Source organism: Bacteroidota bacterium, from assembly GCA_016715425.1.
In the GTDB taxonomy this organism is placed as follows: Bacteria; Bacteroidota; Bacteroidia; order Chitinophagales; family BACL12; genus JADKAC01.
Genome location: JADKAC010000002.1, coordinates 335884 through 350296, shown reverse-complemented (window position 1 = coordinate 350296; position 14413 = coordinate 335884). Strand labels below are relative to the sequence as shown.

General features: G+C 33.4%; 15 protein-coding genes. 7 read left to right on the top strand and 8 right to left on the bottom strand.

The features are described from left to right. Window positions 1-113: 113 nt before the first annotated feature. Complete coding sequence (locus IPN31_03355) at window positions 114-1016, top strand: TAXI family TRAP transporter solute-binding subunit (GenBank protein MBK8680938.1); 903 nt, start codon at window positions 114-116, stop codon at window positions 1014-1016. A 201-nt stretch (window positions 1017-1217) separates the two neighbouring features. Further along, window positions 1218-1529 carry a DUF983 domain-containing protein gene (locus IPN31_03350; GenBank protein MBK8680937.1) on the top strand — a complete coding sequence of 104 codons (312 nt, stop codon included), beginning with the start codon at window positions 1218-1220 and terminating at the stop codon, window positions 1527-1529. A gap of 139 nt (window positions 1530-1668) precedes the next feature. Here the strand turns inward: IPN31_03350 and IPN31_03345 are convergent, their stop codons facing one another. The 3 genes from IPN31_03345 to IPN31_03335 all read right to left on the bottom strand — a co-directional run bounded on the left by IPN31_03345 (window position 1669) and on the right by IPN31_03335 (window position 7125). Beyond that, window positions 1669-2553, bottom strand: coding sequence for a hypothetical protein (locus IPN31_03345; GenBank protein ID MBK8680936.1), 885 nt, complete (start codon window positions 2551-2553; stop codon window positions 1669-1671). A gap of 103 nt (window positions 2554-2656) precedes the next feature. Further along, on the bottom strand, window positions 2657-3778 hold the full coding sequence (locus IPN31_03340) for a glycosyltransferase (protein ID MBK8680935.1): 1122 nt from the start codon (window positions 3776-3778) through the stop codon (window positions 2657-2659). Between the two features lie 80 nt (window positions 3779-3858). After that, the gene (locus tag IPN31_03335; protein ID MBK8680934.1) at window positions 3859-7125 is read right to left on the bottom strand and encodes a PD40 domain-containing protein; all 3267 of its coding nucleotides are present in this window, start codon (window positions 7123-7125) and stop codon (window positions 3859-3861) included. A 366-nt stretch (window positions 7126-7491) separates the two neighbouring features. Here IPN31_03335 and IPN31_03330 point away from each other — a divergent pair, with 366 nt between their 5' ends. Genes IPN31_03330 through IPN31_03320 form a run of 3 tightly spaced genes read left to right on the top strand, consistent with a single transcriptional unit; the run spans window position 7492 to window position 8504 of the window. Further along, a complete protein-coding gene (locus tag IPN31_03330; protein ID MBK8680933.1) occupies window positions 7492-7722 on the top strand; it encodes a YtxH domain-containing protein in 231 nt (76 codons plus the stop codon). 40 nt (window positions 7723-7762) lie between these two features. Beyond that, the gene (locus IPN31_03325; GenBank protein ID MBK8680932.1) at window positions 7763-8173 is read left to right on the top strand and encodes a phage holin family protein; all 411 of its coding nucleotides are present in this window, start codon (window positions 7763-7765) and stop codon (window positions 8171-8173) included. Then, window positions 8148-8504, top strand: a complete 357-nt coding sequence (locus IPN31_03320) for a hypothetical protein (GenBank protein ID MBK8680931.1) — start codon at window positions 8148-8150, stop codon at window positions 8502-8504. Before IPN31_03325 ends, IPN31_03320 begins: the two co-directional genes overlap by 26 nt. Here IPN31_03320 and IPN31_03315 read toward each other — a convergent pair. Further along, window positions 8501-8986 carry a phosphoheptose isomerase gene (locus IPN31_03315; protein ID MBK8680930.1) on the bottom strand — a complete coding sequence of 162 codons (486 nt, stop codon included), beginning with the start codon at window positions 8984-8986 and terminating at the stop codon, window positions 8501-8503. The genes IPN31_03320 and IPN31_03315 overlap by 4 nt on opposite strands. Window positions 8987-9143: 157 nt before the next feature. Between IPN31_03315 and IPN31_03310 the strand changes: the two genes are divergently transcribed. Continuing rightward, a complete protein-coding gene (locus IPN31_03310) occupies window positions 9144-9644 on the top strand; it encodes a hypothetical protein (protein MBK8680929.1) in 501 nt (166 codons plus the stop codon). Next, window positions 9637-9828, top strand: a complete 192-nt coding sequence (locus IPN31_03305) for a hypothetical protein (protein ID MBK8680928.1) — start codon at window positions 9637-9639, stop codon at window positions 9826-9828. Before IPN31_03310 ends, IPN31_03305 begins: the two co-directional genes overlap by 8 nt. Window positions 9829-10031: 203 nt before the next feature. Here IPN31_03305 and IPN31_03300 read toward each other — a convergent pair whose 3' ends face one another. From IPN31_03300 to IPN31_03285, 4 genes are all read right to left on the bottom strand, one after another. Continuing rightward, complete coding sequence (locus IPN31_03300; GenBank protein MBK8680927.1) at window positions 10032-12098, bottom strand: T9SS type A sorting domain-containing protein; 2067 nt, start codon at window positions 12096-12098, stop codon at window positions 10032-10034. Window positions 12099-12365: 267 nt separating this feature from the next. Then, on the bottom strand, window positions 12366-12797 hold the full coding sequence (locus IPN31_03295) for an Rrf2 family transcriptional regulator (protein MBK8680926.1): 432 nt from the start codon (window positions 12795-12797) through the stop codon (window positions 12366-12368). 2 nt (window positions 12798-12799) lie between these two features. Further along, a complete protein-coding gene (locus IPN31_03290) occupies window positions 12800-13123 on the bottom strand; it encodes a metal-sulfur cluster assembly factor (GenBank protein MBK8680925.1) in 324 nt (107 codons plus the stop codon). Beyond that, window positions 13120-14412 (bottom strand): cytochrome C oxidase subunit I, encoded by a 1293-nt coding sequence (locus IPN31_03285; GenBank protein ID MBK8680924.1) that lies wholly within the window; start codon window positions 14410-14412, stop codon window positions 13120-13122. Before IPN31_03285 ends, IPN31_03290 begins: the two co-directional genes overlap by 4 nt. Window position 14413: the final 1 nt, after the last annotated feature.

The window sequence follows — 14413 nt, the reverse complement described above, 5'->3', positions numbered from 1 at the left end:
ATCAAAGCATCTGCGTTTATCTGCAAAATATGCGTGATTAATACTTTCTTTATTTATATGCGTATAATTTCTAATTTTAGGCACTATTTAAAATGTTATTAATCTAAATTTTTATGAATCATAAATTAATTCTATCCCTTTTGGTGGCTGTAGTAATATCTTCAGGTACCTTTGCTCAGCTTACTATTTTGTCAGGCATAAAACAAGCTACTCAATATAATATTGGGCAAGATATTTCTACAATCGTAGCTAAAGGATTAGACTATGATGTCTATAACAAGGAAACCAAAGGTGCAATGGATAGCTTCAATGCTTTAACAGATCCTAATTCAAAATTTAATCTGGCAATTATTCCTTCGGATCTTTTATATTATATGCAGGCGCAGGATATGCGATTGAATACCGAGAAAACAAAAAACTTGAAAGTATTAGTACCACTGGAATATCAACAAATTCATTTAGTAACTAAAGCAAGTGAAAACATAAATAGCTTGCGTGATTTACATGGTAAAAATGTTGCAATCGGATCATCGAATCAATCCACTCATCTCACTGCAAGTTTAATTAAAGATTATACCGGTATTGAATGGATTTCTAATAAGATGCCTTTTGATGAAAGCTATGAAGCATTAAGCAAAGGAGATATTGATGCTTTTTTTGTTGTGAGTGCGGCACCGATTCAAAAACTTGATATCAATCCGCAGGGAATGTCGGCTACTGATAAGCTTATTCTTGTTCCATTAACGGACATGAGTGATTGGGCGGAACATTATAAGCTTGATTCAATTACAACTGCTGAGTATAAGTGGTTGGATCATAATGTTGCTACTTATAGTGTACAAGGTTTACTTGTAGTAAATGAAAGTAAACTCGATGAAATGGAACGCAATGATGTGAAAGAATTGCGTATGGCATTAATTGCTAAATACGATCTGTTGAAGCAAAATGGTAATCCTATCTGGACAAGAATAAATCTCAAGAATTGGGATCCAAAAGCTTGGCCTGTTTTTGAATAACATAACCAGGATAAAACACACTTCGATTTATTTACACTTTAAATTTTAGTCATATTTAACTCCACAGAAATTATTCTGTGGAGTTTTAATTTTTGCATAAATAGACTGAGTCTTTAATTGCATCTTTATATCATCAAAAACAAGAACACCAAATTAAAAAGTATTCTGCTTTGGAAATGTCCACGTTGCAGAGAAGGTAATATGTTTAGCAATACAAATCCGTATCAGTTAAAAGGGATGATGCACATGCCGGATAGATGTCCGGTTTGTAAGGCTGATTTTCAAAGAGAATCCGGATTTTATTCTGCTGCCTTATGGACCAGCTATCCTATTTCAATATTAATTGGTGCTATCTGTATTGTGTTATTTTTATTTGTGTTTCATCTATCCGCAATAGTTTCATTGGTGCTGCTTGGAGTAGTTTTATTGGCATTGCAACCATTAATAATGCGCACAGGTCGTTCTATATTACTTCAGCAGTTTGTAAAATATAATCCCAACAGAAATAAATAAAATGTTATCTGCCAAAATGCATGTGCAAATTAGTTTTGGAGCAGAGGTAAACATATCAATTTGTAATTGCAATCCACGGCAATTAAAATAACATCTGTATTCGAGAAAATTATTTACATTTTACATTGGTCTATTAAGATTATCTCAATAATAATCGTTGTTGTAAATCAAGCATAGGCTGTTGACTTACTTTAATTATACTAGTGGTGCTGGTACCGCTTTTATCCAGATCGGCTATTAAAATAATTACTGCGGAAAATGCAATGGATAATATTATAAACATATACCAATTCCTTTCCTTTTTTAGTCCGAATAAATATCCCATACTCAACATCGAAAATAAAATGAGAATATATAATAATGCCCAAACTGCTGTAGGTATTCTGTACATAATACCTACAGTGTACCGCATGTTCTGCATAGTAATCAAATCATTTACGGAACCAATAAATAAAGAAACAATATCTGCATTTTGTAAATCTTCGTTAGCTAATGTTTTAGAAACAGACCAGATATCATTTTGTAATTCTATAGATCGTTGGGCATAATATTCTATACTATCCGGTGCATGAATTAACTGAACCCGGGCGTTCACATAATCAATAATATCTTTTTTCACCTGAGCCTGGTATTGTTCCGGGATTAAATCAGCACGCATATACAGCGTTTCAATTGTATTCACCTCTTCCAACAGTAATCCCTTTCTTGTATCAAACCGATTGGTGGTAACACTAAATGCAAATGCAAGAATAAAAGCAAGTAATCCCATAACAGCTGCTACCAATGTATTGGCTGGACCATCATCAATAATCGTATTTTTCTTTTTTAAATAAACTGCTAACTGATACCCAACGGTTAATGCAATGAGCACGATGAAAACAGTACTTACATAGGTAATCCATTGTGGTAAAGTTTGCATTGAAAAACTACTAAGCAATAAATTAGTTCTTGCTGATCCTCCGGTATTTGCATAAGCAAATAATCCTATAAACAGCATGCTACACAATGTGAAATACTTTTTCATATATAATTAATAAATGAGATTTATAACACAAATATCATTATTCTTTTAATGTTAAAGAGTGGTAATATCTTATCAAGTGCTAATACATTGAAATGAGCTGAAATTAGTTTGCATTATCATACACTCTTCTTCCACGCCATTCGTAATAGTGGCGGTATTTCCCTAAGATAGATTTATAGAAAAATACAGGTTGATATATCCAGCCGATAGGCATTAATAAACCCCAGAAAGGTGTGATTTTAAAATAGATTGAAAGCCCAATGCAAAGTGTGATAACAGAAACCGGCAACAGCAAAAAGAGCAGTGAAATAGTTGTAATGCCTTGCAAGAAAAATAACACGATAGCACTGATGAACCCCAGCATAATTATTAGATATCTGCTGCTTAAAAACAAAGCTTTAAAAACATTTCCTCTCAACAATCGCAGTAGCATTTTGGATATTCCTTTGGAAAGTGAATTATAGCTATCATACATACGGCAATCAAATAAATGTTCGGCAAACAGAAATGCAACAGCATATTTTTTATCGGATAAATAAATGGCGAATTCCAAATCTTCAGCAACAGTATTTTTTACAAGAGTATGTCCGCCGATGGATTTGTACACAGATGTTTTAAATAAAATAAATTGACCATTCAATGTAGTATTAGAATTGCGCAATGCGGTTGCTGTCATTACAAAAACCGGAAGCAACAATATTTTTTCGATAAAAGATTTTGCAAGCATGTGTGGAATTAAACTCAACACACCCATATCATGATTTATAGAGTAAGCTACTGCTTGTTTAAATAATTGTTTCTTTACAATTACATCTGCATCAATGAAACATAAATATTCTCCGCTTACTGATTCAGATGCAGTATGACAAGCATTACTTTTACCCGACCAATCAGAAGGTAATTCTGTAATAGTTATTAGTTTTAAGTTTTTAAATTTATTTGCAAAAGTTTGAATTATACTTTCTGTATTATCTGTTGACTGATCATTGACTACAATTATTTCTAACTTATCCGGAGGATAATCTACATTGCAAATAGATTCAAGGCATGCAGTAATTTTTTTTCCTTCATTTCTCGCTGGAATTATTACAGAGATTAGCGAATAGTTATCCAGCGATTCAACCGGTAATTTTTTTCTGAGTAATAAGGATTGTATGAGTGCATATATTTCATAAATAAAAAGCACACTTGCTATGATGAGAATTACGATACACAGTGTTGCCATTTAAAAATGTTGAGCACAAGGTTACAGTAAAATAATTGTAAGCCTCGCTTATTGAAAGTTAATCTTTTTTGACCAAAAAGTTAATGGCCGCAAACACAATTTACATGCATAAAACTATTGCTGTCTTCATGCCATTTAAAGTTGTCATTATAGCCTTCTTGTTCCCAGAAAAATTTACTTCTCGGTGTATCATAATTACCTACTTCATTCATTGTAGCAGTATTAAATAATCTTCCATTTACCATTGTGTAAGAAACATCATGTATGTTATGAATATCTGCAAGCGGATCGTTATTCAAAATAATTAAATCCGCAAGTTTTCCTTTTTCTATAGAACCTAAATATGCTTCCATGCCTATATATTCTGCACCATGCAAAGTTCCTGCTTGCAACACCTGCATATTCGTCATACTACCCTGAGATAAATTCCACATTTCCCAAATTACACTCAAGCCTTGTAACTGACCGTGACCACCAACACATATCCGCACACCGGCATCCATTAATTTTTTGCATGATTGTGATGTGAGAATATATCCGTTATCATATTCATCCTGCGGTATCATCATACGATGTCGTGATCGGCTGTCAACAATTGCACGGGGGGTATATTTCATAAGCTTTTCATCTTCCCATACATTGGTGTTTTGATACCAATAATATTCACCATTAATGCTTCCATAATTCACAACTAAAGTTGGAGTACTACTTGTTTTGCTTGCTGCCCATAATTGAATTACATCATCATATAATGGAGCTATTGGTAAGTTGTGTTCCACACTTGTATGTCCATCTAATATCATTGTAAGGTTATGATAAAATGTAGAACCACCTTCGGGCACCACCATCATTTCTAATTCTTTTGCTGCCTTAATTATTTGTTGTCTTTGTTCTCTTCTCGGTTGGTTGTAACTCTTCACACTAAATGCACCTAATGCTTTTGTGCGTTTCATAGCAAATACCGCATCTTCATAATTATTTACTACTGCTTTAAAATCTCCATCAGCGCCATATAAAATTGTTCCTGTTGTGAAAATACGTGGACCAATCATATTACCGGTGCGCACCATTTCCGATTGTGATAACGACATTTCAGAATTAGAAGAAGGGTCGTGTGTAGATGTAATTCCGAAAGCAAGATTTACATAATACGCCCAATCTTTTTGAGGACTCAAACCATACCGAAAAGCATTCAGGTGTGCATGTGTATCTATAAATCCGGGCATAATAGTTTTACCGGTTACATCCATCACTTTTGCGTCGGATGGAATTTTAATATCAGATGATTTACCTACACCAATAATTGTATTTCCTTCTACCAACACAGTTCCATCCTCAATAATTTTATCACCATTCATTGTAATAATTTTTGCATGTGTAAAGGCAATTTTTCCTGTAGGCTTATCTGATTTTAATAGTAATCCAATATCAATGTTATCGGTTTCAATTTTACCAATACTATCTGGTGAACCATCTAAAAATGTAAAGCAATTTTTTAATTCTACAGATTGATAGGTTGACCCTGTTGTCCAATGTAATTTTTTTCCATCCGCAGACCATTGCAGATTTATTCCTGAGTTATCAGAAACTTTTACCATCGGCACTGCCTTTTGATTTGCACTTACTTCAAATGTTTTTCCGTTGTCTGTAAATGGAAGTATATAAATATTATATAGCTCATTAAAGGCTAACCATTTATTATCAGGACTTAATGTAAACTGATTGGAATAGGTGGAATGGAAATGTGTCTTTTTATTTTTTCCATCCAATTGCACACTGCAATAATTTTTATTTAATGCGCCAAATAAATTTCCGCCTTCCTGAAAATATATTCTATCACCTTTAGTATTAAATACAGGATATTCACCATCATTAATTACAAATTTTGATTCACCACCTGTTGCAGACATTAAATAAATTCCGGGATTCACAGAGTACGAATATCCCATTGCGCCATTGCCTTCTTCCTTTAAAAACACAATGTTTTTTCCGTCGGGAGAATAGGAAGGAGTGCGATACATTCCTTTATCTGTTGTAAGTTTTACAGGTGTTCCACCAATTGCCGGAATTTTCCAAATAGATCCTTTGAATTCATCATTCCACGATACATAAATAATATTTTTTCCATCTGGAGAAAATGCAGGTTCAAATTCAAAATCAGTTCCTGTTGTTAATCGTATTGGGTTACCATCAGGCAATTTTTTTGTATATAAATAACCAGCTGCATTAAATACAATTAAACTTTCATCGGGAGAAGTAACTGCATTGCGAATTACATGCGATTCAAAATTTTCAGGTGCAGGATTGTGTTTAAATATTAATGCATCGGTAATTTGATGTTTCGCTTTTGCTTTAAAAGGAATTATTTCTGAAGCACCAGTTTCTATATTTATTTTTCTGATTTTTCCCTGTGCCCAAATTACGATGGTGTTATTATCCGGCATCCAATTGTAAGACGGATAGACTCCAAAAATCGCCCATGTTTCCTGTTGATCTTTGGATAAAGAATCATACACAGGAGTTTGAATTCCTGTTGCAAAATCATGAATGTATAACACGGATTTTGTGCGTACTCTTCTTACAAATGCAATCTTTTTTCCATCGGGAGAAATTTGAGGACGCACAGCACCGCCGGGTCCTTGAATTACATTTTCTACTTCACCACTTTCCATATCATAGCGGCGAATAACATAAATCTGACCGTTCGGATCTTTGTTGTATTGAAAATACCCACCGCCTGCCATGTCCTCACTGAAATATACATATCTGCCATCGGGACTTACCCATGGTTCGCCGGCATCCTGCTGATCATTTTTTCTCTTGGTTAATTGTATTCCATCACCACCACCAATATGATACATCCACATTTCGCCTGCACCTAAAGAACGCTCTGAAGAAAAATGTTTTCTTGCTACAATGTATTGCCCATCGGGAGTCCACACTGCATTATTTAATAAGCGAAAATTTTCTTGTGTCAATTGTTTAGCATCACTGCCATCTGCATGCATTATCCAGATATTATCACCTCCCCCTGCATCGCTGGTGAAGGATATTTTCTTTCCATCAGGACTAAACCTCGGTTGTACTTCAAAAGCATGTCCTTCACGCAATAGTTTTGCATTGCCCCCAGCAATTGGCATTGCATAAATATCACCCAACATATCAAACACAATTGTTTTTCCATCAGGACTTACATCTAAATTCATCCATGTGCCTTCATCCGTTTCGATGGTAACTTCTTTGTAGGGTTCCAATGGTTTTGATACATCCCATTTTTCTTTATCAGTTTGTGCTGAAAGAAATAAAAAATTACTGAGACATAGTAAAGTGCAAATCAATTTAATCATAGTGCTATGTTTTGTTTGTAAAAGCGAATGACGAAAACTACAACATTTTTTTTGAGGATTATTTTAAACAATTAGTATGTTATGATGTTTTTAAATCGGATGTATGAATTCCTCATAGAAACACTTGAAGTGTTGTTTACACTTATTTATAAAGATGTATTATTATTTTAAAATTGACTTTGTGTTATTGGGTATTTTAAATAGGGTTTTTTGCAGATGATAATTTTTAAATAACGAAATGGCGTATTCTTTTTATTAAAAGAAAACAACAACCTTAGAAAACGTATTTTCAGATTGATTTGAATAGATGGATAAATTTTTGTATATTAAGTATATAATTAATTAAATAACTAAATAAAAAAAAATATGAAAAATTCAGGAAAAATCGCACTTGGTTTGTTAGCAGGATTAGCAGCAGGCGCAGCGCTTGGAGTATTGTTCGCTCCAAAGAAAGGAAAAGAAACTAGAAAAAAACTTGCAGGAAAAGCAAAAGAATATGGTGATGCTATAAAAGCAACAGCAAATGAAACTGGTGAAATGGTTGCCGATATTCGGAAAGATGTCCGCAAGCATGCTGAAAAAATCTACAATAACTAAAACACATTCTTCAATTGAAGATTTTAAAATTCAATAATCAATGAAAAATGCAATTAGTCTCATGATTCAAAATGCCAGAGAATATCTGGAGTTGAAGATTGATTTATTTAAGGTGGAGTTTACAGAGCGAAATGCAAAGTTAGCTTCACGTTTAATTGCGACAGTTATAATCAGTAGCATCGGAGTATTTTCTCTGATGCTATTGAGCATAGCTGCTGCATTTTATCTCGGTACTATTTGGGGTGCATGGTATTGGGGATTTCTGGCAACCGGTTTATTTTATTTACTGTTGTTTATTATTGTAATAGTAAAAAAGAATGCATGGATTAAATACCCGGTGGAGGATATGATTATTGATAATTACTTTGAAAAAGAAGAAGAAAAAGAACAAGAAAAAGAAAACCAAGATGAGAAGCATGAATCGGTTGACGGCAAGAAAACAGCAGCTTGAAATAAGACAATTGGAACTAGAATCTGAATTGAAAAATGGTTGGGAAAATATTCAATCAACAGTTACAGATGGTAGTTTCATAAAAGAAACTGCAAAAGATTTCTTTGTAAATAAAATCTTTAAATCTCAGAATCCCGGTGGATTATTACTCGCTGGTAGTGCTTTATTAGCTGTTGGAGTAATGAGAACTAAAGCTCCGAAAATTCTTGCTATTGCCCCGCCTGTTATTTCAATAATAGGTAAAGGGATAAAAAACTTATTTAACAAAAAGAATAAGCGAATAGAAATTATTGAGCCTATCTCCATAGAAGAAAATCCTACAATTTTTTAACGACCAAAATCATCTTGCAATCGCACTATATCCTCTTCATCTGACGGCTGCGATTCATTTGTGTGTTGCCATATTTCAGCAACTACTCCCCAATTATTTAATCCAATTAAACGATGACGTTTACCTTTGGGTAAAGAGATGATATCCCCCGATTTTAAAATGCGTTGATGTAATTCTTTATCTGTATCGCTGAATGCTACAGCAACATCACCATCTACACATCGCCATATTTCAGATCGACGATTATGATATTGCCAACTTAGTCTTTTACCCGGAGCCACCATTAAAATTTTAGGACTGAGTTTACCTGCATTTTGCAACGTATTAAAATTTTCTTCCGGGAAAAAATGTTTTGCAAATTTTTCAGCCTGAGAATCATCAATCACAAAAAATCCACCCCATGGTCTGTGGCAATCTTCATTCACAATATTAAAATGTAGGGATTGCAATAGTGCTGCTGTATTAATAAATATATTTTCCATAATTAATTTACTTTTCAATGTTAATTAAAAATTACAATAATTTCTAAATAATAGAAATGAAACTGTTATACGAGGTATTTTAATTATGATTATTATTTAAGTACAATAAACATAATATACGCTGTCTTGTTTTTATAATTAAATAATTTAAGTAAAAATGAAAGCTACAACTATTGGCGTTTATGATACTGAAAAGCAAGTATTAGATGTAATTAAAAAATTAAAAGAACATCATTTTTCTAACAAAGAAATATCTGTAATCTGGCATAAGAAGGATACTCATGAAGAGGCGCAAGAACAGGAAAAGAAAATCACTGTTACTGCTGCCGCTGAAGTGGGGGCAGGTCTTACCATCGGTGGGGCATTGGGAGCGCTTACCGGCTTAGGAATTATTGCAATTCCCGGTTTAGGATTTCTGTTTGGTGCCGGGGCATTAGTGGGTATTGTGGCCGGAGTAGATTTTGGTGTAATAGCCGGAACAATTATCGGAGCACTTTCTATTCCCGGAATTAAAAAACATCATGAAGAAAAATATGATGCCGAATTAAAAGCCGGAAAGCATTTATTATTAGTGCAGGGAAACCGGGATAAAATGGAAGAAGCAAAAAGAATTTTAGATGAACATGGCCAACATAGTTCAGTGGAAATTCATGAATAGGAAAATTTCTATTTCCAACTTAAAAGGTTCATTAGTTAAAAATGAATTTTATAATGCAAGTAATATTTTTATAACACAAGATTTAATAATCTTAGATCAAAACATTATCTCAAATGGAATTTATGTAGTATGCCTGAAGCAAGGTGATTTTTCTATCTATGAGAAGTTGGTGGTAATAAAATAAAGTGGAGGTTCTGATATTAAGTTTATATTTTAAATGAATAAGATATTAATGCATTTGGAAGTTTGATAAGAATATCCATGTAGGAGTTCCGTTTTGGTGGTTCTATAAATCAATTAAATGAATAATGAAAATCGGCAGGTAATTGACCTGCCGATTTTAGTATTTTTAATATTTATATTCTATAATATACTCATCAATTTTTTTTATTTCATAATAAGAATATTCTTAGAAATTATTTCCTTATCAGAAATCAAATTGAGAATGTAAGTCCCGGACGAAACAGAAGAAATATCAATTTGTAAAACTGTACCTTCATTTTTGTATGTGGAATACACTATCTCGCCTAATGTATTTATAACATTTACGAGTAAGTCTGAATGTGTTAAATTATTATCAAACAATATTTGAAAATTTCCATTTGAGGGATTAGGATAAACTGTAAGGCTTTTACTTAAATCTAAATCGTTAATAGCCACTGTGTTTGTGGGGTCAACTCTCACTAATTCATTTTCATCCTGATCCACAAACCAAATATGTCCATCAGGACCTAAAGTAATTCCCATTAATCCTGTACGGCCAGTATGTAATCTTTTTAATTCAACAGCCGGAACAGTAGTGTGGTCATATATAATAATATCGCCATTTGCATGATCGCTAACCAACATATAATTATCAATTACACTAATTCCAACAGGCTCAATCAATCCCTCTGTAACTATTTCGTAATACTCACAACCAACTACTGATGTAGACTCTTCAAGTGGTTCGTTAGTAGGAGCCCAATCATCTATAATATTCCCGGTTGTTGTATTTAATTTCATTATTCTACCATTTCCTGCATCAACAATAAATAACCAAATTTTCTCCTTATCCAAAGTAATATGGCAGGGTAAGTTTTCATTAATTTTTTCAATACTAAAATCAGTATATTTTCTTACTATCCCATCGGCGTGGTCATCATTTCCCGGGCCATGATCTTTTTGAAAATCATAATAATGAATATGCCCATGCCAATCGCAAAATGCATAAAACGCATTATGTTCATCAGCACAAACACCCATAGTATATGGACTCTGATGCAGCATATCTATATGACTTCCATTTCCTCCGGAAGGCTCACCATAAATATCCATATCGCTGCTCCATAATGTTGGCCCTGTGAATGTTCCCCCACTGTGATTTGCATCTTGTGCTCCAACACCAGTTGCGAAATTTGTATTCTCACTAAATGCTATTGATGTTGGCAACAACATAAAGTGCCATGCATTTCCATCCTGTTTCCACAATGAAGTTTGATCTGGTTTTCCGGCATCCCAAAATGTTACAGTGGATCCGCCAGAAGCCATAGTCCCTTTATTAGTTATCCAAAGTTGATAATCTGAAAGCACCGGGTGAAAATCAAGATCAGTGGGATTATTTATTTCATCGGAAGCATTTCCTATTACTATATAATCTTCTACAAAATTGAAATAGTCATCAATAATATTGGGGATTGGATCACCAACAATAATCAATTTACTTAAGGTGTCATTTTCTATATTAAGGTCGTTATTGCCATTTATTTTTCCTGTTTGCAGAAGAATATTATAATCACCATTTTCTGTTACATTCCATACTATAGGATGGGAAAAACTATACTGCTCAAAAGGTGCAATATTTAATCCTGTTAGAGTGGATAAAACTTCGGGTCCACCATCAATAGAATACATTACTTCAAATGAAGTAATTGTATTTGCGCTATAATTGGCAACTGTGCCGGAAATTGTAACATCCCCCGGATTTACATATGCATTTGTACTAATAGCTGTAATACTCGCATCATAATCTAAAGGAGGAGTTACTTCAAACGTAAAAGTATTTCCGGCTCCCATTCCCATAAAATGATACATTGGGAAAATGTTATCTAAAACTATATGAAAAGTCATACCGCCATCACCCCAATCATCCACATAAATTAAATCATAAGTACCTTCTGATACACAACCAATAGATTCTGAAATTGTAATATTATCACCATATCCATAGGCAGTAGTTGCATCTTGACCACCACCACCTAAACAGCCAACTTGTACATCATTTCCTCCCTCCCAAATAGTGCCTGTTCCACATGCATTGCCAAATGGAATTAATTGCCAATAGCCTTCATATCCATAATCATCTGTTGAAACTTCTATCCTTAAGTCCATTTCACCAGGAGGGCATTGGGCCTTTAAATGTTGTGAAGTAATTGTGCTAATAACGCATATTAAAAACATGTAATTTTTTTTCATAATTATAAATTTTAGTAACCTCATAGGGGTAAATTTTAAATGAATGAATTTGTTTTGTAAAATATGAAATGCCTGAAACGATTGCCTGTTACTTATAAAAAAAATATTTTGGATTAGTATTTTAAAAATCCATTCTTTTTTAAAGTATCTACCTTAAAGTTAAAAATTATTTGTTAGCAAGCTCAGACTATTAATGTTTCAAAGAATCTGCATCTTTTGCAAAATTTATATTATTAATAAAGATTGTACCTGTCAATCTAAATTACATCAACCTACCAAATAAGCCAGACCATTATTTACAGGGGCGCATAGGTCGCTTATTTTTTTTTCTATACATATATTTTCAAAGAGAGATCTTACTTGTTTGTAATCATCATGTATAGGACAAGGATGTGTTTCTGAGCATTTACTTAAACCTAAACCGCAGTGATTAAAAACATCCTTACCATCAATAGCAGCAACCACATTTATAATTGGTTGATTCTTTTGATCTGCATTTATATAAAATCCACCGGTGGGTCCTTTTGAACTATGAATCACTTTTTCTCTTACTAGTGTCTGCAATATCTTCCCAACTGTATGTTCGCTTGCATCAATAAATTCAGCTATTTCTTTTATACCCGCCTTTTCTCCAGATTCAAATTTAGAGGCCAGATATATCACTGCTTTAATTGCTGTTTTACATGTGAGACTCAGCATTGTTATCTATTTAAAAATATTTTTCCTTCTTCCGATATCATGTCAGGTCCCCAGGGTGGATCGAAAGTTAATTCCACTTCAATTTTATATTCAGCAAATGAATACTGCAATGCATTTGTAACTCCATCTGTAATGGATTCTCCCATCGGACAGAATTGTGTAGTCAAGGTCATGTTGCAAATTATCTTTTTGTTTTCTTCATCAAAATCCAATTGATATATCAAACCAAGATCAACCACATTTAATCCGATTTCCGGATCTAAAACATTATGTAATGCACCAAGTGCAATTGTACTTTTAATATTATTATTTGTAATTACTGTCATAGCATTTTTGGTTTATGCGTCATTACGTTTAATACATTCCAGTTGTATAAAATAGCAGTTAACAACAGGAAGATTGCGCCAGCTTTTAACAGCAGTATATTGCTGATTAAAATTCCAATAACAAATATTATTAAACCGGCTATATATACAACACTCATCATCTTAAAAATTGTGTTGTTAAAAAGATCTTTTGGGTTGGGAGTTTTACCTAAACCGGATCGATGATGATATACTTTATTCCATACAATAAATGGAAGTGTTTTAAATGTCATGCCCAAAATAATTGCAGTAATCCAACCAAAGAAAATAAGAAAGCCATAAGTAAGAATCAGATTGATTTTTTCACCGGATGTTGCCATTAAAAAAATCAATACAATTACTAAAAGTAAAACAGGAAGCATCAGCATAACTACGGAGAGTAAGGATAATTTTACTTGTTCATCCACTTGTTTTCTTATGCGTTGTTTGTAGGCATTATAACAATAGCGAATAAATAACAGGATACCAATAAATGCAGCTACAACAGGAAGGAAATTAAGCGCTTTATAATCAGAATAAAAAAACAATAATATAAATCCAACTAAAGCGGTATTTAATAAAAAATAAATCACCCATAAGATTTTTACATTGTGATATTTTGAAATTAAAAACATGGGAATTAATCGGGATGCAACTCCAATGATTAATAAAAGAAACCAACCGATAATTCCAGCATGTGCATGCAGCGCAAGGTAATGCACTGAATCTGCCGGTAATATAAAAGCAGTGAAATTATATACCTGCGCCAATCCTAAAAATGCTGTTAGAAATAACCAGAAAGTAGCTGTAAAAACAAAGACCGCATGCACATTTTCATTCTTGCTTTTTATTATACTCACGGCAATGTTAATTAGATACGCAAGCATGCCCAACACCACAAATCGTCCACCCCATTTAGCCGGCCAAGTCATATCAAAAATATATAATCCATACACCAGCAGTGGTATTCCTATTGCAGAAAGTACGAAGGAAGTATATGCGAGTTTATTGCTATAAAGTTTTGATTCAATTAACACAGGAACTAACTGATGGCTTGCTCCTAGAATAATCATTGTTCCCCAGCCTAAAGCCATAATATGTGTAATTGCCAATAAGTGCGGACTAAAATAATGGGAAGTAAACGCAGTGGTTGAAGTAAGCAACAAAATCATGGAAGCAAGAAACGATAATGCGCCATAAACATAAAAAGGCAATACCACTTTATAAGAAGTATTCTTTACTTTATTCGAACCGAAACCGGGCCCAAACATA

Bases quoted from the DNA above. Each gene is read 5' to 3' on its own strand.
- IPN31_03315 (MBK8680930.1), bottom strand. From the start codon at position 8,986: ATGGAAAATATATTTATTAATACAGCAGCACTATTGCAATCCCTACAT.
- IPN31_03295 (MBK8680926.1), bottom strand. From the start codon at position 12,797: ATGCTGAGTCTCACATGTAAAACAGCAATTAAAGCAGTGATATATCTG.
- IPN31_03305 (MBK8680928.1), top strand. From the start codon at position 9,637: ATGAATAGGAAAATTTCTATTTCCAACTTAAAAGGTTCATTAGTTAAA.
- IPN31_03340 (MBK8680935.1), bottom strand. From the start codon at position 3,778: ATGGCAACACTGTGTATCGTAATTCTCATCATAGCAAGTGTGCTTTTT.
- IPN31_03335 (MBK8680934.1), bottom strand. From the start codon at position 7,125: ATGATTAAATTGATTTGCACTTTACTATGTCTCAGTAATTTTTTATTT.
- IPN31_03330 (MBK8680933.1), top strand. From the start codon at position 7,492: ATGAAAAATTCAGGAAAAATCGCACTTGGTTTGTTAGCAGGATTAGCA.
- IPN31_03345 (MBK8680936.1), bottom strand. From the start codon at position 2,553: ATGAAAAAGTATTTCACATTGTGTAGCATGCTGTTTATAGGATTATTT.
- IPN31_03290 (MBK8680925.1), bottom strand. From the start codon at position 13,123: ATGACAGTAATTACAAATAATAATATTAAAAGTACAATTGCACTTGGT.
- IPN31_03355 (MBK8680938.1), top strand. From the start codon at position 114: ATGAATCATAAATTAATTCTATCCCTTTTGGTGGCTGTAGTAATATCT.
- IPN31_03285 (MBK8680924.1), bottom strand. From the start codon at position 14,412: ATGTTTGGGCCCGGTTTCGGTTCGAATAAAGTAAAGAATACTTCTTAT.
- IPN31_03350 (MBK8680937.1), top strand. From the start codon at position 1,218: ATGTTTAGCAATACAAATCCGTATCAGTTAAAAGGGATGATGCACATG.
- IPN31_03310 (MBK8680929.1), top strand. From the start codon at position 9,144: ATGAAAGCTACAACTATTGGCGTTTATGATACTGAAAAGCAAGTATTA.
- IPN31_03300 (MBK8680927.1), bottom strand. From the start codon at position 12,098: ATGAAAAAAAATTACATGTTTTTAATATGCGTTATTAGCACAATTACT.
- IPN31_03325 (MBK8680932.1), top strand. From the start codon at position 7,763: ATGAAAAATGCAATTAGTCTCATGATTCAAAATGCCAGAGAATATCTG.